A 24,807-nucleotide genomic window follows, 5' to 3' on the forward strand; every position below is an offset into this window, starting at 1 on the left:
ACATTCAGCGCTATTATTGCGCAGGTTTTTGAGCCCAAACGTGAATATAACGGCCTAGTGACAGATATGGCTCTTGGCGACATAGCTGTTTTTCCAGTTCCAATACATCTTCAAATTGGTAATCGCCCATGTACTCCATATTACCTATGTAGTCACTGAAAGAGCGAATGCCTGATTTACCACAGATTTCTAGACCAGCGTCTTCTATCCATTGGTAAACCTCTTCCGGCTTCAAGCCTTTTTGTGGTTGCAGCTTAAACCGTTTTCGATGTGGCATCCCATTCAATACATGAGGAATATTGCCACAAATCACATTTTTCAGGACTAATCCGTGGTGGTTGTAAAACATTATCGAGGCAACGCCACCCGGTTTAACTTGTTCAAGCAATAAATCAAGCGCCTCTTTAGGATCGGCTAACCATTCCATTACGGCATGAAACATCACAAAATCGACTTTTCCATCGAGATGTTCTGCGACTTTTTGTACCGGTGAATGAATAAATCGATATTGCTCTAACAAACCCGCTTCGCTGATACTTTCTTCTGCGAGCTTCAGCATTTCAGAAGAGAGGTCACACAGAGAAACGTTATGCCCAAGCGACGCAATTTTTTGCGACATCTGTGCAAGTCCGCCTCCAGCATCAAGCACATGCAGTGGCGAAGCTGATTGTTCAAATTTGCTCAAAGCTTGTTCTAAATCTTCCCATACGATGATCTGACGGATCTCTCCTTTGTCAGAACCGTAAATATTTTTTGCAAATTTGTGGGCAATATCGTCGAAATTACGGTCTTCAGTCACGGCTACTTGAGTTAGTATGTCCTATCGTGCCTGCTATTCTGTCACAGGAATTTCAGGAATAAAGAGGCGATGTCTCTTTTTACTACTAAGTGATGTTTTTTCGGACTATTCGGATATGTTTGAGCTGAAAAAAGTAGTGTCTTCGCTATTGATGCCACTGCCAGCAATGTTAATTCTCGCTTTTCTGGGTTTAGCCCTAGTGATGTTTACTACCAAAAGGAAGACTGGTTGCCTAATCACCCTTTCAGCCCTATGTGGTATTTTCCTAATCGCTTTCCAGCCAGTTTCTAGTCAACTTTTAATGCCAATGGAAAGGCAACACACCGCTTTTTTACCTGTCGATGAAACCGTCGATTACGTGATGGTTCTCGGAAGTGGTCACGTCGTAGATGACCAAATTCCACCGACATCAGAACTTAGTCGCACCGGCCTGATGCGCTTAAGTGAAGGGATTCGTATTCTACGCCTTTACCCTGGTGCAAAACTTATTTTGTCTGGCTATGGCGCAGGCACTGAAGTAAGTAACGCAAGAATGATGGCTAAAGTTGCATTAGCACTAGGCGTAGCAAAACCTGATATCATTCTGCTTGAAACAGCAAAAGACACCTGGGAAGAAGCCCGCCAAGCTGCTGCGTTTGTTAAGAATAAAAGAATGGTGCTAGTGACTTCAGCTAGCCATATGACTCGCGCACTGAATGAATTCAATGCTGCCGGCATGAAACCTCTACCAGCACCAACTAACTACCTTGCACAAGAAGGGATTGTTGAGCCTTGGAATAAGTATATGCCAAAAGCTCTCTACCTTGAGCAGACTGAGCGTTACTGGCACGAAACCATGGGGTTGGTTTGGCAAAGCCTGCGTGATTGGCTTGATACAAGTAATGACCCGGTCGAAGAGCCTATTGTTGTTCCCGAAGCATCCAACCTTGTTGAAGGTGGCAGTGACGTTTCTGCAGCACAGTCTCAATAAGCAGATTGCATAAAATATTCAGTAAAAAAAGCCGAGACATCAAAGATGCCTCGGCTTTTTAACATTCAAATATCCTAATACACTCAACGGGAATTAGTCACCAGCAAACATGTAACCTTCACCGTGAACCGTCACAAAAATTTGTGGGTTCTTAGGATCGAACTCCATTTTTGCACGCATACGACGGATTAGTACGTCGATGGTACGGTCATTAGGCGCATCCACACGGTGGCTAATCATATTGAGAATACGCTCACGGCTTAACACCTGATTTGGGTAAGAAGACAGTGCAACCAATAATTCGTATTCAGCTTTCGTCAGTTTAACCGGTTCACCGTTTTTGCTTAACGCACGACGAGGGATATCAAATGTCCACTCACCAAAACGAACCACTGATTCATCTTCTGGTTCTTCAGCCGCACCTGCTGCCGTTTTACGAGCGGCAGAAATACGCCAAAGTAGGTTTTTAACTCGAACCAATAACTCGCGAAGTTCGAAGGGTTTAGTAACATAATCGTCAGCGCCCATTTCAAGGCCTACAATTTTGTCGATGCTATCCGTGCGTCCAGTAACTAAAATAATTCCAATGTCTGATTGACTGCGTAATTCGCGAGTTAGCATCAATCCATCTTCGCCTGGTAAGTTGATGTCCAGCATAATGAGGTCAACGTTGTTTTCTTCTAACACGCCTCTCATTTGAGCGCCGCTTTCGGCTTCGCTAACTGTGTAACCTTCGTTCTGGAAGTATCCAACCAGTTTACTGCGGGTTACCACATCATCTTCTACGACTAATACGTGATAGCTCATCTACACCACTTTTCTTATTTAATAGTTTCAGTGACTATTCTATTCATAACTCGTAACAATTCTAGTAGTACACGAGATAAAAGCCAGAAACATGGATTTTTTTTGATACAAGACAATCTTAAACCTTGCTATTTATCTTCCATCGCAATTCAATATAGGCATTACTACTAACGAGTAACTTTGCGTTTCGCAAATAACCTTGTTATTCAGCCTTCGTACCCTAGGTATTACGAAAGACGATATTAGGATTAATCAAATGAAAGAAACGAAAGCATTCAACGAGCAAAGAGCCGAAATATACTGGTGGCTATCAAGCTTATTCGCCAAAGAGCTCACCCAAGAAGAACTCGATCACTACCACTCTGTTGAGATTCGTTCTTTCCTAACTGGTTTAGGCGAAAATGAAACACTAAAGCCTGCGATTGATCGCTTAGTCGATGCACTGAACCGTCTCCAAACACGTGAAGATGCCCAACTAGAACTGTCTGCAGACTTTTGCGATCTTTTCTTAAAGACAGACAAACACGGCGCTCTTCCTTACGCTTCCATGTATATCGGCGAAACTGGCCTTTTAAATGATAAGCCTGCAAGAGATATGGAAGAGATCATGGCCAAGCACAACTTAGTCGTGAACCAAGACTTAAAAGAGCCAGCAGACCACATCGCTATCGAACTCGATTTTCTTGGTAACTTGATCATCCGTTCTAATGAAACGGATCTTGAAGAAGAACTCGAAAAATCGTTCGCCGTTCAACAGCAATTTATCGAACAACAACTGCTTACTTGGGTACCAAGGTTCAACGTAAAATGTCATGACGTTGACGAATTCGGTTTCTACGCTTCAGTCTCAGCTCTGCTACTGGCATTCTGCACATTAGACACTCAATACCTCGCTGGTGAATAAGTTTATTGGATGATTTGGTAAACAAATTCAGCAGAATGTGACAATTCACTCGGATTTCTGGGTGAATTTTATTGCGAGTAATTTCTAGTCAGTCTAAAATTGTGACCGCAAACGATAAAATATGAAACATTCACGAAATGCTATGCTTATTAAAGTTCAGAGCATTTCGGTGTTAAGACAAGCCGCTCAATAGCGGTTTTTTGTTTTTTAGCACTTTAGTACCCAAAGAGCCCTACAAATTTAAGCTCTTAGTTAGGTAGCTTAACGGCTACTTCATTCCGTACTTTGGGAAAGTAGCTTCTAATAGGATAAAACCATGGCCACTATCAAAGATGTCGCTCGCTTAGCCGGCGTATCAACAACAACCGTTTCTCACGTAATCAACAAAACTCGCTTTGTTGCTGAAGCGACTCAAGAAAAAGTAAACAAAGCAGTAGATGAACTTAACTATGCGCCAAGTGCAGTTGCTCGTAGTTTGAAGTGCAATACAACACGCACTATCGGCATGCTAGTTACTCAATCAACTAACCTATTCTTCTCTGAAGTTATCGATGGTGTTGAGAGCTACTGTTACCGTCAAGGTTACACTTTGATCCTGTGTAATACGGGCGGTATCTATGAGAAGCAACGTGATTACATTCGAATGCTTGCTGAGAAACGTGTAGATGGCATCTTAGTGATGTGTTCTGACCTAACTGAAGAACTGAGAGAGATGTTAGACCGTCACGCTGACATCCCTAAAGTAATAATGGACTGGGGTCCAGAGAGTTCTCAAGCTGATAAGATCATCGATAACTCTGAAGAAGGTGGCTATCTAGCAACCAAATACCTCATTGAACGCGGTCACTCTAAGATTGCTTGTTTAAGTGGCCACTTAGACAAAGCAGCATGTGTTGAACGTATTGCCGGTTACAAGCGCGCACTCAATGAAGCTAAAATTTCTGCCGATGACAATATGATCATCGAAGGCAACTTCGAGTGTGATACGGCTGTTCTTGCTGCAGAACAAATCGTTGAGATGGAAGATCGTCCAACGGCGGTATTCTGCTTTAACGACACAATGGCACTCGGCTTAATGAGCCGACTGCAAGAGAAAGGAATTCGTATCCCTGAAGATATTTCAGTGATCGGCTATGACAACATCGAGTTGGCTGAATACTTCTCTCCGCCGTTAACAACGGTTCACCAACCCAAACGTCGTGTTGGTAAGAACGCTTTCGAAATTTTGTTAGAACGCATTAAAGATAAAGACCATGAAAAGCGTGTGTTCGAAATGCATCCTGAAATTGTTGAGCGAAGCACAGTTAAAACGTTAAATTAATTGATAAATTCAGTTTAATATAATTAAGCGCACCTTTAGGTGCGCTTTTTTTATCAACAACAGGAATGAACCTGGTATCATACTGGAAAGATCATTAATTGAAGCAATATCACATTTTGAAATAACAAGTGTGAGCCTCATTCAACAAAAACTTTATTCTATTCAATCAGTCACGCACAGGGCAAATCACTTGAAAGAGTGAGACGCAAAGCTTCCGGCCTAAACCACTCGTTGGTATGGTAGCGGGGTTACCGATGGCAAAATGCAGTAACTACTAATAATTTAGTAATTTACGGCTAATTGACAATTTAATTGCAACATTTTGCTAATCTCTCGGACCTGCTTATTTGGTGGCGTAGTTCAAATACACCGAGATAAATAACATGGATAAACCGATACTAAAGGACTCGATGAAGTTATTTGAGTCCCTAGGAAAAATAAAATCACGCTCAATGTTTGGTGGCTTCGGTCTTTTTGCTGATGACACTATGTTTGCTCTGGTTGTAAATGACCAGTTGCACATACGCGCAGACAAAGGCACAACGAAACAATTCGAACAACAAGGGTTTCAACCGTACGTCTACAAAAAACGTGGTTTCCCTGTCGTTACTAAATATTTCGCTTTACCTGAAGGCCTCTGGCAAGACCAAGAGAAAATCTTGCAGCTTGCAACCACGTCTCTAGGTTTTGCTAAAGAAGAAAAAGCTGAGCAATCTTCTGCTAAGCCGACCCGACTCAAAGATCTGCCTAATCTTCGACTCGCTACCGAGCGTATGTTGAAAAAGGCAGGGATCGATTCTGTAGAACGTTTATATGAATCTGGCTCTGTAAACGCATTTAACGCCATCAAAGAATCGCATGCGTCTTCTGTCAGTATTGAACTACTTTGGGCGCTAGAAGGCGCGATTAATGGTACACATTGGTCTGTTATACCGCAGCAGCGTCGCGAAGAGCTTATCAATCGCGTCAATTAACATTGTCAGTGCAATCTATATACATAACTAAGCCGCATTTACTGCGGCTTTTTTTATATCTGGTGAAAGTTAATCTATGCTTTGCCTGTCTATCTATACTATCGGTATGCATTGAAAATTTAGAGGAAGTATCAATGAGTAAGAAAATGATATTGGGTATTGTGTTGGTCGTAACCATCGTCTTGTTAGGCATCAATTTCGGCCAGTACTTAACGCTTGAAAATGCTAAGGCCCAACAAGCTGTGTTAAATGACTACATTGACAGCAACTTTATTGCGGCTGCCGCTATCTATTTTGTCGCGTATGTCATGATTACGGCTTTCTCCATTCCTGGTGCCGCTGTTGTAACCTTATTAGGGGCCGCGCTATTCGGCTTCTGGAACAGCTTGCTACTGGTATCTTTCGCAAGTGCGATCGGTGCGACCTTAGCTTTCTTAAGTAGCCGTTACCTGTTGCGTGACTGGATTCAAACCAAGTTTGGTGACAAATTGGCGACAATTAACAAGGGGGTTGAAAAAGACGGCGCATTTTACCTGTTTTCTCTGCGTCTGATTCCTGTATTCCCATTTTTCCTTATCAACCTATTGATGGGTCTAACACCGATGTCAGTGAGTCGTTACTACATTACGAGTCAAATCGGGATGTTACCGGGGACGGCGGTTTTCTTGAATGCTGGTACTCAGCTCGCAGAAATTGATTCACTTTCGGGCATCGTCTCCCCTTCAGTACTATTGTCATTTGCATTATTGGGGATATTCCCAATAGTGGCTAAATGGTTGATGGGTAAGTTTCGCTCAGCACCCGTAGCTGAATAATGTATATAGCAGAATAGTTTATAATATCTAAATAACACAGATAGCCGAATAAGGTTCTATTTCAATGAAAATCTTCAGTGCATCGAATCCGACAGAAGCTCATATCATCTGTGGATTGTTAGAAAGCGAGAATATTGCCTGTGAAGTCCGTGGTGAGGGGTTGTTCGGATTAAAGGGGGAAATCCCATTCACTGAAGAAACTGACCCTTACGTATGGTTATATGAGCCAGAATTGGCCAGTAAAGCTCGCATGCTCGTCAATGACTACCAAAAGCAGCAAGATTCGATCATCTATGAAGAGTGGCGTTGTGGTGAGTGTCATGAAGTCAACGAAGCGCAATTCGGCTCTTGCTGGCAGTGCGGTGCTGCCTCACCTGAATAGCAGGGTTTCAGTGACCTGATAGAACGATTCGGTCAGATACCTCCTCCAATTAAAAACGGGAAGCTAAAGTTAGCTTCCCGTTTTTATTTCAATTCGATTAACTCATCATCTTTGATTTCACGCCTAGAAAATCACTGAATTTGTTTTTGAATAAACGCAATCGAACGCTGATTAAACTCTTCAGGGTTTTCCACGTTACACACGTGTCCACAATTCGGGATTTCTACTAGCTCGCTCGATTCATGCGCTGCAACCATTTCTTTTACAGGCTTAATAAACATGTAGTCACGTTCACCCATCAAATAAAGAGTCGGTATTGGTAGCTCTCTATCTTTAAAATATTTCATCAAGGGGTTTACATCAGCCGTTAAGATAAACCAGCGTTTAAATTCTTTCTGGCACAGTTTTTTGGCTTCGCGGATAAAAAGGTGACGAGACTCTTTTTGGCTTTTTTGTGGCATCACAACATAAGCAAAAAGGCTGTATAACCACATGTAAGGAATGATGTGCTTGCTGAGGTTACCCAACTTGATTAACACTTGAGAGCGAGTGTTTAGCTTGGTGACAGCGCCACCCAGTACCATTGAACGTACACGGCCAGCCGCCAGTTCGGCAACGTTACGCACAATAATCGTGCCCAAAGACATGCCAACGAAATGTGCAGAACGGATCTTAAGATGGTCTAACACTTTAAGAATATCAAGCGTCACCGATTTGAACGTATAACGATTCGAAATCAGCCCTTTAAGTATATTGTCTGATTTACCGTGCCCTCTCAGATCAATGAGAAGTAAGTTGAAATGCTGTTTATACGCTTTGATCTGCTTGAACCAGATGGAGGAACTGCCTCCTGCGCCATGCACAAATACAACCCACTCATCGCTCGTAGGGTGAGTAAATGTTTTATGAAATAGTAAACTCTCAGACATACCTATCGCTTTAATTATTGGAATGGAGCTATGCCTCATCACGAGGCGATGACTAAGGATACCACGCTATTAAGAACTTTAAGTGATAATAGTGTCAAAGCTATCATTAGTCATGTGAATACCTACCTCACCTTTTCTACCTGACAAAAATGAGTTTGCAAGCTTTGTCTTCGTAAACGTGATGTGCTCTGACCAGGAAACAAAAAGGCACTCAACAATTAGAGCGCCTTCATTTATTACGAGCTGTTGTTGCCCGCCCGCTAATTTTAAAGCTAAGTCAACAAGTTAAAATGCTGAATGATACATAGCTAGGTATTCTTTAGCCGCATCTTCCCAACTAAAATCTTGCTGCATCGCATAAAGCTGAGCACGCTTAATTTCAGATGGGTTTTGTGCATAAAGCAGTAATGAACGATGTAACACAGCCAATAACGCCTGCGGTGTTGGCTCTTCAAAAGCAAACCCAGTCGCGACTTCAGGATCTTCATCGTAATCATTCACGCTGTCTTTTAAACCTCCCACAGAACGAACAATCGGCAAAGTACCGTAAGCCATGCTGTAGATTTGGTTTAAGCCACACGGTTCAAATTCCGAAGGCATCAAGAAGAAATCAGAGCCTGCTTCAACCAAGTGCGCAAGTTCATTATTGTACGCTTCTACGAACGAGAACTTATCTGAGTGAAGCGCTGATAGCTCTTTCAATTGACTCGCCAAAACCGGATCGCCAGTACCGACAATCACGATCTGAAGATCATTTTTCAAAAACTGTTCGATGATAGGCAGTAAGTAATGAACACCTTTTTGATTCGTCAAGCGACAAACCATGCCATAAACCGCGCAATCGGCAACGGGTAAACCTACATCTTGTTGCAGTTTTTGCTTACAAGCTGATTTTCCGCGAGCCATGCTGTGCTTGGTCGCTTTGTATTTACGAGGAAGGAAAGCGTCTGTTTCCGGGTTCCAAGCTCCGTAATCGCAACCATTCAAAATGCCGAACAGATCAGCTGATCTGTGTTGGAATTCTGCAGCCATACCGTGGCTACCTAATTCCGTTTTCAACTCTTCTGCATAGGTAGGACTTACAGCGTTCACTTTATCAGCGCACATCACGCCAGCTCTTAGCATAGTGACATGAGTGTCACTCACTGAAGCTTCTGGCACATGATAACTGTGCATCTCTGGCAGGAATTGTAATTCATCGTATGCGAACACACCTTTGAATACCGCATTGTGAATCGAGATAACACTGCGTGTATTTTCAAAGAAATCGTGTTGTTGGTAACGCGATTTAAGCAAGAAAGGAACGAAACCTGTATGCCAGTCATTTGCATGAATGATATCCGGTTGAAAACCAAGTTTAGGAAGCATATCAAGACAGGCTGCACTAAAGAACGAGAAGCGCTCTCCGTTATCAGCATAAGCTTGATTGTTTTCTGCGTACATTTCCGGGCGGTCGAAATACTTGGCACATTCAATACCAAAAACTGGAACGCCTTCTACGCTCAGTTTTTTCACTTGGTAAGCCGTATGAGGCCAATGATCGAGTTCAGTCGATAAAACAACTTCTGCTGAATCAATGTTTGGAATATTTCTATAGGCGGGGATAGTCACTCGAACGTCCTGTTCGAGTGTTTGCAACGCTTTCGGTAGTGCCTTGGCTACATCAGCCAAGCCACCACTTTTAATCAAGCCTTCAACTTCAGACGCTACAAAAAGTACCGAGAGAGTCTTAGTAACCAACTCGTGCTCCTTTAGAAATCACTACGACACCATCGTCAGATACGTGGTAATGCTTTTTGTCTTCTGTCAGATTTACACCAATCTGTGTACCCGGTGCGATATCTGCATCTTTATCAATGATAACGCGGCGCAGGATACAACCCTCACCCACTTTTACATCACCGAGTAAGATACTTTCGCTAATATCACACGCTGATGCGATATTGCTGCGGAAACCCAGTACACTCTTTTCAATACGCGAACCACGTACGTAACTACCGCTACAAACAAGACTATCAATGATCTGAATTCGACCATTTGCCGAATCAGTAAACGTAGCAGGTGGTAGTGGCGGGTAATAAGTGTGTAGAGGCCATTTACGGTTGTATAGCGAGAATGGCGCATCTTTCTTAAGAAGGTCCATATGCGCTTGCCAGTACGCGTCAATCGTACCTACATCGCGCCAGTAAACTTCTTCTTTCTCACCAGTAATACGATTGGTGCTGAAATCATAAACAAACACATCACCACGTGGGAACATGTTTGGAATAATGTCTTTGCCGAAATCGTGTGTCGAACCTTCTCTATCAGCATCTTCCGTTAGTTCAGCAAAAAGCTCTTTCGCTTCGAACACGTAATTGCCCATTGAAACGAGCGCTGATTCTGGATCGCCCGGGATCGACTTCGGATTTGCAGGTTTCTCTTCAAAGCCAATCATACGGCCATCAGCATCAACCTCAATAACACCGAATTCTGATGCTTCAGCAAGCGGCATGCGCAATGCTGATACTGTTAGAGCCGCTTTCTTCTCTTTATGGAAATCAAGCATCTGTTTGATGTCCATCTTATAGATATGGTCTGAACCAAAAATACAGACTTGATCAGGTTCTTCCAACTCCATAAAGCCCATGTTTTGGTAGATAGCATCTGCTGTACCTTCATACCAACGCTTTCCTTTACGCATTTGTGCAGGAATTGGGTCGATGAAACGGTCTGTTATACCACTGATATTCCAGCCTTTTTTCATATGGTGGAACAATGACTGTGACTTAAATTGTGTTAATACGTAGATCTTCATTAGATCAGCATTAACGAAGTTGTTCAAAGCGAAATCAATTAAGCGGTAACTACCACCGAAAGGAACCGAGGGTTTGCTGCGAGATTCAGTTAAAGGTCTTAAGCGAGAGCCTTCACCACCAGCAAGAATCATTCCCAATACACCAGCCATTTTATTCTCCATATATCTATAGCTTGTCGATGTTAGTACTCGTAGAGGTATCTTCCTCTGGGGGATGAGCACCAACACTTATTTCGGTATTTAGCGAATATCCATTCACATACAGTGACAATATCCTAAGCCAAACGTTGTTATGTGTGCACTATTCTTTGCACTTGGTTTTATATACGTTATCGACTTTTCGGCCGAATTCAATTTTTAATACGCCATTCTGTGGTACGTGAGCTGATTGCTTTCCTAAGACTTAAAGCAGCTCACACTACATCGTCCAGACGAAACATTACATTAACACCCGACACACATCAGGTATACAACTAAACGCTGATCTGTGAGTTACAATATTTTAATTAAGTTACATTCTCGTTAAAGTTACATAAGAAGATGTGATTAATTGCTGTTATTTATTTTGCAGTGTGAATTTAATAAATTCTCGCAGACGAAACACCAAATCAATAAGTTGCATATTTAGTCATATTGAGATCAAAAAAAAGCAGCCTAATGGCTGCTTTTTCATTAATAACGTTCAGTTACTTCTCTTTAGGCTTTTTACGCTTATCCGTAACTTCCCACTTACCGCCGATGTACAACGCAGTCCAACCGGACGGTTTTCCATCTACTTCAGTACGAACGTAGTTTTCTTTGGTCTTACGACTAAAACGAACCACTGTCGGCTTACCATCAGGGTCAGCAACTGGTGCTGATGCTAGGTATTGAAACTTAGGTGAGATACGGTCTTTAAAGCGAACCAGCTCTTCCACTAACGGTGCACGTGTTTCACGTGATTTAGGGAAGTTGCTCGCAGCCATAAATAGACCAGAAGCACCGTCACGAAGAACAAAGTACGCGTCTGAATTTTCACACGGAAGTTCAGGGAAATGTACCGGGTCTTCTTTCGGTGGCGCAACTTCGCCATTTTTCAGAATCTTACGAGTGTTCTTACAGTCTTCACTCGTACAGTCCATGTATTTACCAAAACGACCGTTCTTCAGAACCATGTCAGAACCACACTTGTCACACTCAACAAGTGGACCATCGTAGCCTTTCACTTTAAATTCGCCGTGCTCAACCACATAACCTTCACAGTTCGGGTTATTACCACATACGTGCATCTTACGCTTATCATCGATTAGATAAGCATCCATTGCCGTTTCACAAATAGGACAACGCTTTTTAGCTCGAAGTGCTGCTGTTTCAACGTCTTCTTCAAGCACGTTGATAATGCCTTCTTCATCACCAAGGTTGATTGTTGTCTTACAACGCTCTTTTGGTGGAAGTGCATAGCCAGAACAACCAAGGAATACGCCTGTCGAAGCAGTACGAATACCCATTTTACGGCTACAAGTCGGACACTCAATATCAGTTTCCACGATATGATTTGGCTTCATGCCACCAGCGTCTTCGTCTAAATCAGCTTTTTCCAAATCGCCAGTAAAGTCTTCGAAGAAGTTATCTAGCACGCCTTTCCAGCTTGCTTCGCCTTCTGCGATTTGGTCCAACTTCTGCTCCATACGAGCAGTGAAGTCGTAGTTCATTAGGTCGTTAAAGCTACCATCTAGACGGTCAGTAACAATTTCACCCATCTTCTCAGCATAGAAACGACGCTGTTCAACTTTTACATAACCGCGGTCTTGAATCGTCGAGATGATTGATGCGTATGTTGAAGGACGACCAATACCACGCTTCTCAAGCTCTTTAACTAGCGCCGCTTCAGTGAAACGAGCCGGTGGCTTAGTGAAGTGCTGTTTAGGGTCTAGCGCGATCAGGTCAAGCTTATCGCCGATCTGAACTGCTGGAAGGATCGTATCTTCGTTCTTACCCATTGGACGCTGAACACGAGTCCAACCATCAAATTTAAGGATACGACCTTTCGCTTTTAACGTGTACTCATCTGCTTTAACGCTTACTGTCGTTGAATCGTATTGAGCTGGCGTCATTTGACACGCTACGAATTGATTCCAAATTAGCGAGTAAAGCTTGTGTGCGTCTGCGTCTACGCCGTTTAGGTCTTCCGACTTAACATCTACACTTGAAGGACGAATCGCTTCGTGGGCCTCTTGAGCGCCCTCTTTGCTGCCGTATACAAGTGCTTTAGGTGGAAGATATTGCGCGCCGTACTCAGAACCAATGTATTCACGAGCGGCTTCTACAGCTTCTGAACTCAAGTTAGTAGAGTCAGTACGCATATAAGTAATGTAACCCGCTTCATACAAGCGTTGAGCCAGCATCATGGTTTTCTTTACGCCATAACCAAGACGGGTACTCGCAGCTTGTTGCAGCGTCGACGTGATGTAAGGTGCAGACGGCTTACTCTTGGTTGGGCGGTCTTCACGTTTACATACTTCGTATTGCGCTTTTTCTAAAACGCTAACAGCAGCTTGTGTTTGCGCTTCATTTTCAGGTTTAAACGCAACACCGTCTTTCTGCGCTACTTGCAGTCTAAAATCGGTTTTCTCTGCTGTTTTAGTATCAGCATGCACATCCCAGAACTCTTCAGGGATAAAGGCGTTGATCTCGCGCTCACGCTCTACCAGTAGTTTTACCGCTACTGATTGAACACGGCCAGCGGATAGGCCTCGTGCTACTTTTTTCCAAAGCAGAGGTGACACCATAAAGCCAACAACACGGTCCATAAAACGTCGTGCTTGTTGAGCGTTTACGCCATCGATGTTTAGCTCGCCTGGTGTTTCGAAAGCTTGTTGAATAGCATTCTTGGTGATTTCGTTAAAAACCACTCGCTTGTATCGCGTTTCATCGCCGCCGATGATCTCACGAAGGTGCCATGCGATAGCTTCTCCTTCGCGGTCCAAATCGGTTGCGAGATAAACATGGTCTGCGTTCTCAGCAAGTTTTTGCAATTCAGCAACGACTTTTTCTTTACCAGGTAGGATTTGGTAGTTCGCTTCCCACTCTTTATACGGATTAATACCCATCTTTTTGATAAGAGCTTTGCGATCTTTTTCTTTCTTGATACGAGCTTTATCTTCTGGGCTCATACCCTTGGTTGAAACTGCAGCAGCCTTTTGACCAGTACTTTGACCCGCCGTTGGTAAATCACGAACGTGACCTACACTCGACTTAACGACAAAGTCTTTGCCAAGATATTTATTGATAGTTTTAGCCTTGGCTGGCGACTCCACTATAACGAGCGATTTACCCATATTGACTCTAACGTCCTTAATCACGATGCTTCAGCACCAACAATTTAGCTTGTGGGCTTTTACGCATGATATTCTAAATTCATTGCTTCTTTTTTTACTATTGTGCGAGATTACTAGAAGATCAACCGCTTTTTTCAAAATTGGATCTGATCGCTCGACAATTCGACGACTCACAGATAAAAGGGTCACAATATAAAGAAGCTATAAAGTACTCACTAAGAATACTTGCAAGAGCCTATTCATCAGGCATTACGTCTAAACGGGCTCATACTAAGCTTGTCCGCGAATCTAACGCGAGCCCCATTCAATTATTTTTGCCGTAAATCACAAAATAAATTGTGGATGTTTGAAAAGACTCTCTTAATCGGTTGTGAAATCATTGAATTTCTAGTTCGACACCATAAACTCAACGTTATATTCAGTTATCAGAGATAAACTCATGACAAAGAAAGTAATAGCAGAATTTGATTTACTGCTTATCGCAAACCAAATTATCCAATCACATGATGACTACATTGAAGGCATGCGCGCAAACAGCGTAGTAGAAAAAGACGATGTACTCGTCTTCAAAGGTGAATACTTCTTAGATAGCAATGGAATGCCGACCGAGAATACAACCGCGGTATTTAACATGTTTAAATACTTAGCGCACCACCTTTCGAAAGAATTTACAATTCAGCAATAATTAAAAAGCTTGCCATTTAGGCAAGCTTTTTTAGTTCCTGAACCTTTACTGGCTCAGCATTTTCAACTTATCGAAGTAATCAGGGAATGTCTTTGACGTACAACCTGGATCATTAATCGTCACAGGCGTATCGCTCAAAGCAACCAGCGAGAAACACATAGCCATACGGTGATCATCGTAAGTATCAATCGCCGCGTGAGTCAGTTCAGCCACAGGGTTAACAATGATGTAATCTTCACCCTCTTCAACCTCGGCTCCGACTTTACGTAGCTCTGTTGCCATTGCCGCCAAGCGATCTGTCTCTTTCACTCGCCAGTTGTAGACATTACGGATTGCCGTTGTGCCTTTCGCAAACAATGCTGTTGTCGCAATAGTCATCGCAGCATCTGGAATATGGTTATAGTCCATATCAATGCCTTTCAGCTCGCCACAACGAGAAATAACATAGTCGTCACCCCATTCGATTTCCGCACCCATTTTCTCAAGCGCATCAGCGAATTGGATATCACCCTGGATACTGTTTTTACCAATACCAGTGACCTTAATCTCACCACCTTTGATAGCAGCAGCTGCAAGGAAATATGACGCAGATGATGCATCACCTTCTACTAAGAAGTCGCCCGGAGCTGTGTAAGATTGCCCTGTCGGAATCACGAACTCTTGGTAGTCATTATTGATCACGTCCACACCAAATTGTTTCATAATGTGTAGCGTGATATCGATGTAAGGTTTAGAAACTAATTCACCGTCAATTTTGATGGTCACTTCGCCTTCCGCCAGAGGTGCAGCCATCAAAAATGCCGTCAAAAACTGGCTAGAGATAGAACCATCGATTGAAACCGTACCACTCTTCAGGCCTGTACCTGTGATCTTCAATGGTGGATAGTTTTCGTTCTCTAAGTATTCAACGTCGGCACCGGCTTCTCTCAGTGCCGTTACTAAGTGGCCAATTGGGCGCTCTTTCATGCGCGGCTCACCAGTCAGAACGTATTCACCGCGACCTAAACATAGTGCAGCCGCCAGCGGACGCATCGCCGTACCCGCGTTACCTAAGAAAAGCTCTAGAGCTTTATCACTTGAGAATGCACCACCAACACCTGTCACTTCACAAACGGTTTTGTCTGCAGACAACTGGTAATCAACACCTAGCTGCGTCAATGCATTCAACATATGACGAATATCATCACTGTCTAGTAAGTTTGTTAGGCGAGTGGTTCCCGTAGAAAGTGCAGCCAAAAGAAGTGCACGGTTGGAAACGCTTTTTGAACCAGGTAGGTTAACTTCCCCGTTCACTTTTTGAATTGGTTGTAACGTAAGGCTTTCCATTAAATCTTATAGTCCTTGTACCACCCGAAGTCACTGGCGCGTATTTATTTTCGGGTGATGAATAATTCTTCGTACTTGCAGACTAACGAACTTTTCCAACGAACTCCAGAGCTAATCCCGCTCAAACCGATGATTAATTAGCCAATCGATCGTATTTACATACTAGTACGCGAGATCAACTCGAACGCCATCTGAAAAATAGAGAATTCGTACATCATCGCCTCGGTTGAACAACATCGAGTTATCGACATCTTGGATGATGTTGACCAACTTGTCGTCTTTGGTTTTGACCAGTAACTCGACCAGTTTGTACTCAACTTTATACTGTGTGTTACCTCGGTTACGAGCAATACCCGCACCTGCTACTGCACCGACAGCTGTCGCCACTTCTTTACCGGTGCCGCCGCCAAACTGGTTACCAATCAAGCCACCAATCGCCGCACCTAACAAGGTTTCCCAACCATTCGCTTTCGATTCAACGATCTCTTGCTGAGTGATGTATCTAACCGTATCAATCTCACCATAAACCACCTCGTTTACTGGTCGAGCTTGGTTTCTGTTGTAAGCTGCATTTGCCAACATGGGCAAAACAAGTAAAATCCAAAGCAACTTCTTCATGGTAAAACTCCTAAAGACCTCTTGGTCAGTGATTAATCTGTAATGCGGTACTTATGACTATATACCTAACCGAACTTGATACTACTAGTATAGAGTTTCCTTCGCCTTTCGACGCGCTTGATGAACCCAACGGTCTGCTCGCCTTCGGTGGTGATTTATCACCAATGCGAATTTTAAACGCTTATAGCCAAGGTATATTTCCATGGTATGGCCCAGGTGAGCCTATACTTTGGTGGAGCCCTGCACCGCGAGCGGTATTTAATCCTAAGACATTCGAACCGTCAAAAAGTCTTAAAAAGTTTCAAAGAAAGCACAATTACCGTGTCAGCATCAACCAAGCGACGGACAGAGTAATTGGGTATTGCTCTTCACTAAGACCCGAAGAAGAAACCTGGCTAAACAGTGACATGCAGTCAGCCTACCGCAAACTCGCTTCATTAGGTTTCTGCCACTCGGTTGAGGTTTGGCAAGATGATGAGCTAATCGGCGGACTTTATGGCTTACAAAGAGGCCAAGTCTTTTGCGGTGAATCGATGTTCAGCCTAAAGAGCAATGCCTCTAAAATTGCGCTGTGGTACTTTTGTGAACACTTTACACAATTCGGCGGACAAATGATTGATTGCCAAGTCATGAACCCTCACTTGGAATCCTTAGGCGCTATCGAGGTTGATAGGGATGAATTCCTAGGTTCCCTGCAATTACTCAAAGAATTCTCCGTTAACGATGCATGCTTTAAAACCCAATGGCTAAAGGAAATGCCTTAATGAATCCAGATTTACAACAAATCAGAATTGGATTAACAGACAATCACGCTTGCAGCTACTTATCTAACCTCGAAGAGAGAGTGGCGGTCACGCTTGATGAACACATGCACACCTCAGATAACTATGAAGTTCTGCTTGCGAATGGATTTCGCCGCAGTGGAGCAACCATTTATAAGCCACATTGCGATAATTGCTCAGCATGCCAAGCGATTCGGCTTTCTATTCCTGAGGTAAAGCTTTCCAAAAGCCAACGACGAATCCTTAACAAGGGAAAATCACTGCGTTGGGAACTGAAAGATGAGATGGATGACAACTGGTTTGATTTATACAGTCGGTATATCACCGCTCGTCACCGTTCGGGAACCATGTATCCACCAAAGAAAGAAGAGTTTCTACAGTTCTCTAAAAATGAGTGGCTTACTACAAAGTTCATGCATATCTATGATGAGAACAAGTTGGTTGCTATCGCCGTAACCGACATCATGACTCACTGTACAAGCGCATTTTATACCTTCTTCGATCCTGATATCGACATTTCGATGGGAACACTTGGCGTTCTATTTCAGATCCAACATGCCCAGAAAGAACAAAAACAATGGTTATATTTGGGTTATCAAATCGATGAATGCCCTGCGATGAACTATAAAGTACGATTTCAACGTCATCAAAGGCTAGTAAATCAGCGGTGGCAAGGGTAGAATACGCGACAACTTTACATATTTTGATTTTAACGGCACAATCAAGCCGTTGAAAACCGCCAAATTTCGAAAGAGGATTAGATGGCTAAAGAAGACGTAATCGAGATGCAAGGCACTGTCCTTGATACTCTACCAAACACAATGTTCCGTGTTGAGCTTGAAAACGGTCACGTAGTGACAGCACACATCTCTGGTAAAATGCGTAAGAACTACATCCGTATTCTTACTGGTGATAAAGTAACTGTTGAGATGACTCCATACGACCTTTCTAAAGGCCGCATCGTCTTCCGTGCTCGTTAATTTTTAATTATCGACTACGATAAGAAGCGGAGCTTAATGCTCCGTTTTTTATCGCCTAAATTTTTTACCACTCCAACATCTCTCGCATCTCTCGCATCTCTCGCATCTCTCGCATCTCTCGCATCTCTCGCAAGCATAAAAAAACGCACAACCGAAGTCATGCGTTTTATATTTAAACTTTTGAGTTATCAATCACTTCGTTAGTGCATAACCTTTTCTTTAGCACCGACATAAACAAAGTCTAGGTCGTCTTTCTTCAGGGATACCTTCACAGTACCTCCGTCGACTAAACTACCAAACAATAACTCATTTGCCAGTGGCTTCTTAAGCTTGTCTTGAATAACACGTCCCATCGGACGAGCACCCATGGTCTTATCGTAACCTTTATCTGCTAACCAATGGCGAGCATCTTCAGAAACCTCTAAAGATACGCCACGAGCATCCAGTTGAACCTGAAGCTCGACAATAAACTTATCAACAACTTGGCTAATCACAGTTGGATCAAGGCTGTTGAACCAAATGATATTATCGAGACGGTTACGGAACTCAGGAGTAAATACCTTCTTGATTTCACCCATCGCATCTGGCGCATGATCTTGTTGGATCAGGCCAATCGATTTCTTCTCCGTTTCAGCTACACCAGCGTTAGTCGTCATCACTAAGATCACGTTACGGAAATCCGCTTTACGACCATTGTTATCAGTTAGCGTGCCGTTATCCATAACCTGTAGCAACAAGTTAAAGATATCTGGGTGAGCTTTTTCGATCTCATCAAGTAACACAACAGAGTGCGGGTTCTTGATTACGGCGTCAGTTAGCAGACCACCTTGATCGTAACCAACATAACCAGGAGGAGCACCAATCAAGCGGCTCACAGAGTGGCGCTCACCGTACTCAGACATATCAAAGCGTAGAAGCTCAATGCCCATCAATTTAGACAGTTGAACTGTCACCTCGGTTTTACCTACACCAGTAGGACCAGCAAACAAGAATGAACCAACTGGTTTATTGTCTGCGCCCAATCCGGCACGGGTCAGCTTAATCGCTTCACTCAACACATCGATTGCAGGATCTTGTCCGAATACCAACATTTTCATGCGGTCATCCAGTTTCTGTAGCGTATCTTTGTCTGAAGACGATACTGACTTCTCTGGAATACGAGCCATTTTCGCAACCATTGACTCAATGTCCGCCACGCTAACCGTCTTCTTACGACGGCTTGCTGGTGCCAAACGGCTACGAGCGCCCGCTTCATCGATTACGTCAATGGCCTTATCAGGAAGGTGACGTTCATTAATGTATTTAGCTGACAGTTCCACCGCTGCACGCAACGCTTTGTTGGTATAGCGCACTTCGTGGTGAGCTTCGTATTTTGGCTTCAAGCCAATCAGAATCTTGGTAGTGTCATCTAGCGATGGTTCAATAATATCGATTTTCTGGAAGCGACGAGCTAGCGCACGCTCCTTCTCAAAAATACTGCTGTACTCTTGGTACGTTGTTGAACCGATACAACGTAATTTACCACTGCTTAGTAGTGGTTTAATTAAGTTTGCCGCATCAACCTGACCACCAGAGGCAGCGCCAGCACCAATAATGGTGTGGATCTCATCGATGAACAGAATCGCATCTTCTTCTTTCTCTAGTTGCTTAAGAATCGCTTTAAAACGTTTCTCAAAATCACCACGATACTTCGTTCCTGCTAGCAGCGAACCAATATCCAGAGAATAAATCACGCTGCTCTGAATGATTTCAGGCACTTGCCCTTCAACGATACGCCATGCTAAGCCTTCCGCGATGGCAGTTTTACCTACACCCGCTTCACCCACTAACAGAGGGTTGTTCTTACGACGACGACACAGAACTTGAATAGTACGTTCTAGCTCTTTGTCACGACCGATTAGTGGGTCAATATTGCCCTGCTTCGCTACTTCGTTAAGGTTAGTAGCAAAGTTTTCTAAACGGTCTTCGGAATTCGCTTCTTCAGCATTTTCTGCACCACCAAATGAATCAGATGATGAAGGACTGTCTCCTTCATTGCTGGCTTTGGTAATACCGTGTGAGATGAAGTTAACAATATCTAAGCGGCTAATGTCATTTTTCTTAAGAAGATATGCCGCGTGAGATTCTTGCTCACTAAAAATAGCCACAAGTACATTAGCACCTGTTACTTCGCTGCGACCTGAAGATTGAACATGAAAAACAGCGCGTTGAAGTACCCGTTGAAAGCTCAACGTAGGCTGAGTTTCGCGAGTTTCGTCGCTTTCAGGGATAAGTGGGGTCGTTTGATCGATAAAAATATCGAGCTCATTGCGAAGAGCATCGAGATCAGCCTGACAAGCTTTGAGCGCTTCCTTGGCCGCATCATTTTCTAATAATGCTAGTAGGAGGTGTTCGACAGTCATGAATTCATGTCGCTTGTCTCGCGCACGAGCAAATGCGCCATTTAAACTCGTCTCTAATTCTTTATTTAGCATAAGTACCTCCTAAGGGAACAACAGTGTTGTTCGAGCAATTTATACTTGCTCCATTGTACATAGTAGCGGATGCTCATTTTCCTTTGAGTACATCGTGACCTGCGCTACCTTTGTTTCCGCTATTTCAGCACTGTATGTGCCGCATATAGCTTTACCTTCATAATGAACCTTGAGCATCACTTCCGTTGCTTTTTCGATATCTAGTGAGAAGAATCGCTCTAGGATCTCGATTACAAAGTCCATGGGCGTGTAATCATCGTTATTTAACACAACGTTATACATCGCCGGTGGCTTTACTTTTGTTGCTTCTTTCTCCAGTAAATCTGAGCCTGGAGATGCCCATTCAAAGTTTCTGCTCATATCGCTTTGCTAAGGGTTATTTTTCGGAAGTCGTGAGTGTTTACCTAACTCAAATTTACCACATTCACGCTTTACGGTGTACTAAGAAACTGCACCGAGAAACAGTACCAAAAAATATTCCTCTATACTGAGCCTAATCCACCATTTCCATCGCTGCAAATAAAAGATCTCGATTAACAGGATTAACATATGTGATTGATTAAAAAGACGCCATAACTATTGATACTAACGATAAGATCACTGCTAAGTTACTACTTAGTTAATAGTTTGCAGTTAATCTCGAATGTGATTTGTTATTAAAATTGATCACTTTTATACCAATTTACTATTGACTGTGCTCAATCATTAGCTACATTGGAGCTAAAAGGTTTTTTAATACATTTTTGCAACATGATTTAAGATCAGTAACACGCTTCAAAAATTAACAATAAGGAATAATTACGCAGGGTAGCGTTAATTTCCGTAAGCAATGTACGAGATTCAAGCTATTAGCTGAAATTCTTTAGCTGGTAGGAATGATATCAATCGCACTTACAACAATTGATATAACAACGTTAGTAACAAAATGCATGAGGGATGTATAGCATGGCTACAGGTACAGTAAAATGGTTTAACAATGCCAAAGGGTTTGGCTTTATTTGTCCAGAAGGTGAAGACGGCGATATTTTCGCGCACTACTCCACAATACAAATGGAAGGTTATCGAACCTTGAAGGCGGGTCAGCAGGTCGACTATGAAGTAGAAAGTGGACCTAAAGGCTCGCATGCTAGCTCCGTTGTTCCTGTAGAAGGCAGCGCCGCAAAATAGGCGAATGCCAACTCATGTTAACCTCCGTCAATCTTCATTAAAGGCTGACTGGTAAACAGAATATTGAAACCGCTCATTTAATACTTGTAATACAGGATTACGTGAGCGGTTTTTTCGTTTTGGGATCTCTAAAGTTGCTCACTAGACAATTCGTTTGAGGATGTACTCTTATTAAGTTAGATCTTGGGAGTATTATAGATGAACAAAAAAGACGCTTTAACGTTGTCGTTAAAGCGTCTTTGGTTTTGACTTTATCTATAACTTATCTGTCAGACTAAGCAACTCGTTAGCAAATCACGTTCATGATTGACTAACGATGAGCCCAATCACTATGCATCAATAAACGCGTTTAGCGTTGAGCTTGGGCGCATTAGTGTTGAAACCAATGCATCGTCAAGTAGGTAGTAACCACCTAAGTCGCCAGCCACACCTTGAGCGTTGTTCAGCTCTGCAACAATAGCTTCTTCACTTTCAGCTAGTTGACTTGCCACACCTGCGAACTCAGCAGCAAGATCAGCATCAGCCGTTTGCTCAGCAAGCGCCTTAGCCCAGTAAGCTGCTAGGTAGTAATGGCTACCACGGTTATCAAGCTCACCTACTCGGCGTGAAGGAGACTTGTTGTTATCAAGGAACTCACCCGTTGCTTTATCAAGCGCATCAGCAAGAACTTGTGCTTTAGCGTTACCTGTTACTACGCTCAGGTGCTCTAGAGATGCAGCCAATGCCAAGAATTCACCTAGGGAATCCCAACGCAGGTGGTTTTCTTTCTCTACTTGTTGCACGTGCTTAGGAGCAGAGCCGCCAGCACCTGTTTCAAACAGACCACCACCGTTCATTAGTGGAACAATCGATAGCATCTTAGCTGATGTACCAAGCTCTAGAATCGGGAACAAGTCTGTTAGGTAATCACGTAATACGTTACCAGTAACCGAAATTGTATCTAGGCCTTCTTTGATACGAACCAGTGAGTATTGAGTCGCTTCAAGTGGAGCAAGGATCTTAATTTCAAGACCATCGGTATCGTATTCAGGAAGGTACGCTTCAACTTTCTTAATAAGCTGAGCATCATGTGCACGAGACGCATCTAACCAAAATACCGCTGGAACACCCGATGCACGAGCACGCGTTACCGCAAGCTTAACCCAGTCTTGGATTGGTGCATCTTTAACCTGACACATACGGAAGATATCGCCTTCCTCTACGTCTTGCTCTAGAAGCACAGCGCCTGCAGCGTCAACAACTTGAACCTGACCAGCAGCTTCAAGGATGAAAGTCTTATCGTGAGAACCGTACTCTTCGGCTTTTTGAGCCATCAAGCCAACGTTTGGTACGCTACCCATCGTTGTTGGATCGAACGCGCCGTTCTCTTTACAGAAATCAATAACCGCTTGGTAAATGCTCGCGTAGCTACGATCTGGGATCATTGCTTTGGTATCTTTTTGCTTACCTTCTGGATCCCACATTTGGCCAGAAGAACGCAACATTGCAGGCATAGATGCGTCAACAATGATGTCGCTTGGTACGTGTAGGTTAGTAATGCCACGGTCCGAATCAACCATCGCTAATGGTGGCTGCGTCTCGTATACCGCTTGTAGATCAGCTTCGATTGCTTCTTTTTGTTCTTGAGGAAGCGCTGCAATCTTCGCGTAGACATCACCGATGCCGTTGTTAACATCAACACCTAACTCTTCAAATAACTGACCGTGCTTAGCGAATACGTCTTTGTAGTAAACCTTAACCGCGTGACCAAAGATCACTGGGTCAGATACTTTCATCATGGTTGCTTTCATGTGAAGAGAAAGCAGTACGCCTTGCTCTTTAGCCGATGCGATTTCTTTTTCAAAGAATGCTACTAGTGCGGCTTTGTTCATTACTGAAGCATCGATGATCTCTTTATCTTGCAGTGCAAATGCTGGCTTCAATGTTTTCTTAGCGCCATCTTTACCTACAAACTCGATGCTTACTTCTGTCGCACCGTTGATTGTTGTCGATTTTTCACTACCGAAGAAGTCTTTGTCGTCCATACTTGAAACGTGCGACTTAGAATCTGCAGACCATGCACCCATTGAGTGTGGGTTCTTCTTCGCGTAGTTTTTAACTGAAAGTGGTGCACGACGGTCTGAGTTACCTTCGCGCAATACTGGGTTTACTGCACTACCCTTGATCTTATCGTAAGTCGCTTTTACTGCTTTCTCTTCGTCAGTGTTTGCTTCTTCTGGGTAGTTTGGAAGTGCGTAGCCTTTTGACTGTAGTTCTTTGATTGTTGCTTGCAGCTGAGGTACAGATGCAGAGATGTTTGGAAGCTTGATAATATTCGCTTCAGGTGTCTTAGCCAATTCACCTAGTTCTGCTAATGCATCACCAATACGTTGCTCTTCGTTCAAGTAGTCAGGGAAGTTGGCAATAATGCGCCCTGCAAGTGAAATGTCGCGAGTATCAACGTTAATACCAGAAGAAGCTGTAAAAGATTGAATGATTGGCAGCAGAGAGTAAGTTGCTAGCGCCGGAGCTTCGTCTGTAATGGTATAGATGATCGTTGGTTTTTCAGTAGGCATGAAATTTCCCTATAGTTCTTACAAGCTCACTTAAGTAGTGAGAGTGTTATAAATTGACCAGTAAGCCACTCAAAGAGTGAAAACTGCTTACTCGATAGTCGTACTCTATCTTATTTTTCATGCAATCTTGATGACAGCATGAACCAAATCCGTGAGTGCGTTGTTATAATAAAACACGAAGGTATAATTAAACAAATCAGGCTTA

22 protein-coding genes and 1 riboswitch are annotated in these 24,807 nt (G+C 43.2%); of the genes, 11 read left to right on the plus strand and 11 right to left on the minus strand.

Annotated features, from left to right (window positions below; all coding sequences use genetic code 11):
* Nucleotides 1-13: 13 nt before the first annotated feature.
* Nucleotides 14-799: a tRNA uridine 5-oxyacetic acid(34) methyltransferase CmoM gene (cmoM, locus tag ACED45_RS03950; protein WP_146492181.1), complete on the minus strand. Its 786-nt coding sequence runs from the start codon at nt 797-799 to the stop codon at nt 14-16.
* 115 nt (nt 800-914) lie between these two features.
* Between cmoM and elyC the strand changes: the two genes are divergently transcribed.
* Nucleotides 915-1,769 carry an envelope biogenesis factor ElyC gene (gene elyC / locus ACED45_RS03955; protein ID WP_146492182.1) on the plus strand — a complete coding sequence of 285 codons (855 nt, stop codon included), beginning with the start codon at nt 915-917 and terminating at the stop codon, nt 1,767-1,769.
* Between the two features lie 93 nt (nt 1,770-1,862).
* Here the strand turns inward: elyC and torR are convergent, their stop codons facing one another.
* Entirely contained in the window at nt 1,863-2,576 is a 714-nt protein-coding gene (torR, locus tag ACED45_RS03960) for a two-component system response regulator TorR (protein WP_146492183.1), read from the minus strand.
* A 256-nt stretch (nt 2,577-2,832) separates the two neighbouring features.
* Here torR and torD point away from each other — a divergent pair, with 256 nt between their 5' ends.
* The 5 genes from torD to ACED45_RS03985 all read left to right on the plus strand — a co-directional run bounded on the left by torD (nt 2,833) and on the right by ACED45_RS03985 (nt 6,972).
* A complete protein-coding gene (torD, locus tag ACED45_RS03965; RefSeq protein ID WP_371713347.1) occupies nt 2,833-3,480 on the plus strand; it encodes a molecular chaperone TorD in 648 nt (215 codons plus the stop codon).
* Between the two features lie 316 nt (nt 3,481-3,796).
* Nucleotides 3,797-4,801, plus strand: coding sequence for an HTH-type transcriptional repressor PurR (purR, locus tag ACED45_RS03970; protein ID WP_017063507.1), 1,005 nt, complete (start codon nt 3,797-3,799; stop codon nt 4,799-4,801).
* Between the two features lie 170 nt (nt 4,802-4,971).
* Nucleotides 4,972-5,057: riboswitch (cyclic di-GMP riboswitch) on the plus strand.
* Between the two features lie 127 nt (nt 5,058-5,184).
* Nucleotides 5,185-5,775, plus strand: a complete 591-nt coding sequence (locus ACED45_RS03975) for a TfoX/Sxy family DNA transformation protein (protein WP_019820997.1) — start codon at nt 5,185-5,187, stop codon at nt 5,773-5,775.
* Between the two features lie 134 nt (nt 5,776-5,909).
* Entirely contained in the window at nt 5,910-6,590 is a 681-nt protein-coding gene (locus tag ACED45_RS03980) for a TVP38/TMEM64 family protein (RefSeq protein WP_017072239.1), read from the plus strand.
* 64 nt (nt 6,591-6,654) lie between these two features.
* Nucleotides 6,655-6,972 (plus strand): putative signal transducing protein, encoded by a 318-nt coding sequence (locus ACED45_RS03985; RefSeq protein ID WP_017062099.1) that lies wholly within the window; start codon nt 6,655-6,657, stop codon nt 6,970-6,972.
* 131 nt (nt 6,973-7,103) lie between these two features.
* Here the strand turns inward: ACED45_RS03985 and ACED45_RS03990 are convergent, their stop codons facing one another.
* The 4 genes from ACED45_RS03990 to topA all read right to left on the minus strand — a co-directional run bounded on the left by ACED45_RS03990 (nt 7,104) and on the right by topA (nt 14,015).
* Nucleotides 7,104-7,901 (minus strand): alpha/beta fold hydrolase, encoded by a 798-nt coding sequence (locus ACED45_RS03990; protein WP_017062100.1) that lies wholly within the window; start codon nt 7,899-7,901, stop codon nt 7,104-7,106.
* 285 nt (nt 7,902-8,186) lie between these two features.
* The gene (glgA, locus tag ACED45_RS03995) at nt 8,187-9,641 is read right to left on the minus strand and encodes a glycogen synthase GlgA (RefSeq protein WP_371713348.1); all 1,455 of its coding nucleotides are present in this window, start codon (nt 9,639-9,641) and stop codon (nt 8,187-8,189) included.
* Nucleotides 9,631-10,860: a glucose-1-phosphate adenylyltransferase gene (gene glgC, locus ACED45_RS04000; RefSeq protein WP_080582251.1), complete on the minus strand. Its 1,230-nt coding sequence runs from the start codon at nt 10,858-10,860 to the stop codon at nt 9,631-9,633. The genes glgA and glgC overlap by 11 nt, the downstream gene beginning before the upstream one ends.
* Before the next feature lie 524 nt (nt 10,861-11,384).
* Nucleotides 11,385-14,015 carry a type I DNA topoisomerase gene (gene topA / locus ACED45_RS04005; RefSeq protein WP_371713349.1) on the minus strand — a complete coding sequence of 877 codons (2,631 nt, stop codon included), beginning with the start codon at nt 14,013-14,015 and terminating at the stop codon, nt 11,385-11,387.
* A 439-nt stretch (nt 14,016-14,454) separates the two neighbouring features.
* Here topA and ACED45_RS04010 point away from each other — a divergent pair, with 439 nt between their 5' ends.
* A complete protein-coding gene (locus ACED45_RS04010) occupies nt 14,455-14,700 on the plus strand; it encodes a YciN family protein (protein ID WP_017062104.1) in 246 nt (81 codons plus the stop codon).
* 45 nt (nt 14,701-14,745) lie between these two features.
* Here the strand turns inward: ACED45_RS04010 and aroA are convergent, their stop codons facing one another.
* Together aroA and ACED45_RS04020 are read right to left on the minus strand one after the other, a co-directional pair.
* Entirely contained in the window at nt 14,746-16,026 is a 1,281-nt protein-coding gene (gene aroA, locus ACED45_RS04015; protein WP_048659670.1) for a 3-phosphoshikimate 1-carboxyvinyltransferase, read from the minus strand.
* A 162-nt stretch (nt 16,027-16,188) separates the two neighbouring features.
* Nucleotides 16,189-16,644 (minus strand): glycine zipper 2TM domain-containing protein, encoded by a 456-nt coding sequence (locus ACED45_RS04020; protein ID WP_050634895.1) that lies wholly within the window; start codon nt 16,642-16,644, stop codon nt 16,189-16,191.
* 53 nt (nt 16,645-16,697) lie between these two features.
* On the opposite strand from ACED45_RS04020, the gene aat reads away from it, so the two are divergent.
* The 3 genes from aat (at nt 16,698) to infA (ending at nt 18,406) form a co-directional block, all read left to right on the plus strand.
* A complete protein-coding gene (gene aat, locus ACED45_RS04025; RefSeq protein ID WP_019820980.1) occupies nt 16,698-17,408 on the plus strand; it encodes a leucyl/phenylalanyl-tRNA--protein transferase in 711 nt (236 codons plus the stop codon).
* Nucleotides 17,408-18,106 (plus strand): arginyltransferase, encoded by a 699-nt coding sequence (locus tag ACED45_RS04030; RefSeq protein WP_371713350.1) that lies wholly within the window; start codon nt 17,408-17,410, stop codon nt 18,104-18,106. Before aat ends, ACED45_RS04030 begins: the two co-directional genes overlap by 1 nt.
* Nucleotides 18,107-18,187: 81 nt before the next feature.
* Complete coding sequence (gene infA, locus ACED45_RS04035; RefSeq protein WP_001040192.1) at nt 18,188-18,406, plus strand: translation initiation factor IF-1; 219 nt, start codon at nt 18,188-18,190, stop codon at nt 18,404-18,406.
* Nucleotides 18,407-18,606: 200 nt separating this feature from the next.
* On the opposite strand, the gene clpA is transcribed toward infA, so the two are convergent.
* Together clpA and clpS are read right to left on the minus strand one after the other, a co-directional pair.
* Nucleotides 18,607-20,880, minus strand: coding sequence for an ATP-dependent Clp protease ATP-binding subunit ClpA (gene clpA / locus ACED45_RS04040; RefSeq protein ID WP_371713351.1), 2,274 nt, complete (start codon nt 20,878-20,880; stop codon nt 18,607-18,609).
* Nucleotides 20,881-20,919: 39 nt separating this feature from the next.
* On the minus strand, nt 20,920-21,240 hold the full coding sequence (gene clpS, locus ACED45_RS04045) for an ATP-dependent Clp protease adapter ClpS (RefSeq protein ID WP_004737430.1): 321 nt from the start codon (nt 21,238-21,240) through the stop codon (nt 20,920-20,922).
* A 585-nt stretch (nt 21,241-21,825) separates the two neighbouring features.
* Between clpS and cspD the strand changes: the two genes are divergently transcribed.
* On the plus strand, nt 21,826-22,047 hold the full coding sequence (cspD, locus tag ACED45_RS04050) for a cold shock domain-containing protein CspD (RefSeq protein ID WP_004736548.1): 222 nt from the start codon (nt 21,826-21,828) through the stop codon (nt 22,045-22,047).
* 329 nt (nt 22,048-22,376) lie between these two features.
* On the opposite strand, the gene ACED45_RS04055 is transcribed toward cspD, so the two are convergent.
* Complete coding sequence (locus ACED45_RS04055) at nt 22,377-24,602, minus strand: NADP-dependent isocitrate dehydrogenase (protein WP_371713352.1); 2,226 nt, start codon at nt 24,600-24,602, stop codon at nt 22,377-22,379.
* Between the last annotated feature and the right edge of the window lie 205 nt (nt 24,603-24,807).

Origin of the sequence: Vibrio crassostreae (assembly GCF_041439375.1) — a bacterium.
Classification (GTDB): Bacteria; Pseudomonadota; Gammaproteobacteria; order Enterobacterales; family Vibrionaceae; genus Vibrio; species Vibrio crassostreae_D.

What these genes read in the sequence shown, in the direction of transcription:
- elyC (WP_146492182.1), top strand. Translation starts at nt 915, where the DNA reads ATGTTTGAGCTGAAAAAAGTAGTGTCTTCGCTATTGATGCCACTGCCA.
- torR (WP_146492183.1), bottom strand. Translation starts at nt 2,576, where the DNA reads ATGAGCTATCACGTATTAGTCGTAGAAGATGATGTGGTAACCCGCAGT.
- torD (WP_371713347.1), top strand. Translation starts at nt 2,833, where the DNA reads ATGAAAGAAACGAAAGCATTCAACGAGCAAAGAGCCGAAATATACTGG.
- purR (WP_017063507.1), top strand. Translation starts at nt 3,797, where the DNA reads ATGGCCACTATCAAAGATGTCGCTCGCTTAGCCGGCGTATCAACAACA.
- ACED45_RS03975 (WP_019820997.1), top strand. Translation starts at nt 5,185, where the DNA reads ATGGATAAACCGATACTAAAGGACTCGATGAAGTTATTTGAGTCCCTA.
- ACED45_RS03980 (WP_017072239.1), top strand. Translation starts at nt 5,910, where the DNA reads ATGAGTAAGAAAATGATATTGGGTATTGTGTTGGTCGTAACCATCGTC.
- ACED45_RS03985 (WP_017062099.1), top strand. Translation starts at nt 6,655, where the DNA reads ATGAAAATCTTCAGTGCATCGAATCCGACAGAAGCTCATATCATCTGT.
- ACED45_RS03990 (WP_017062100.1), bottom strand. Translation starts at nt 7,901, where the DNA reads ATGTCTGAGAGTTTACTATTTCATAAAACATTTACTCACCCTACGAGC.
- glgC (WP_080582251.1), bottom strand. Translation starts at nt 10,860, where the DNA reads ATGGAGAATAAAATGGCTGGTGTATTGGGAATGATTCTTGCTGGTGGT.
- topA (WP_371713349.1), bottom strand. Translation starts at nt 14,015, where the DNA reads ATGGGTAAATCGCTCGTTATAGTGGAGTCGCCAGCCAAGGCTAAAACT.
- ACED45_RS04010 (WP_017062104.1), top strand. Translation starts at nt 14,455, where the DNA reads ATGACAAAGAAAGTAATAGCAGAATTTGATTTACTGCTTATCGCAAAC.
- aroA (WP_048659670.1), bottom strand. Translation starts at nt 16,026, where the DNA reads ATGGAAAGCCTTACGTTACAACCAATTCAAAAAGTGAACGGGGAAGTT.
- ACED45_RS04020 (WP_050634895.1), bottom strand. Translation starts at nt 16,644, where the DNA reads ATGAAGAAGTTGCTTTGGATTTTACTTGTTTTGCCCATGTTGGCAAAT.
- aat (WP_019820980.1), top strand. Translation starts at nt 16,698, where the DNA reads ATGACTATATACCTAACCGAACTTGATACTACTAGTATAGAGTTTCCT.
- ACED45_RS04030 (WP_371713350.1), top strand. Translation starts at nt 17,408, where the DNA reads ATGAATCCAGATTTACAACAAATCAGAATTGGATTAACAGACAATCAC.
- infA (WP_001040192.1), top strand. Translation starts at nt 18,188, where the DNA reads ATGGCTAAAGAAGACGTAATCGAGATGCAAGGCACTGTCCTTGATACT.
- clpA (WP_371713351.1), bottom strand. Translation starts at nt 20,880, where the DNA reads ATGCTAAATAAAGAATTAGAGACGAGTTTAAATGGCGCATTTGCTCGT.
- clpS (WP_004737430.1), bottom strand. Translation starts at nt 21,240, where the DNA reads ATGAGCAGAAACTTTGAATGGGCATCTCCAGGCTCAGATTTACTGGAG.
- cspD (WP_004736548.1), top strand. Translation starts at nt 21,826, where the DNA reads ATGGCTACAGGTACAGTAAAATGGTTTAACAATGCCAAAGGGTTTGGC.
- ACED45_RS04055 (WP_371713352.1), bottom strand. Translation starts at nt 24,602, where the DNA reads ATGCCTACTGAAAAACCAACGATCATCTATACCATTACAGACGAAGCT.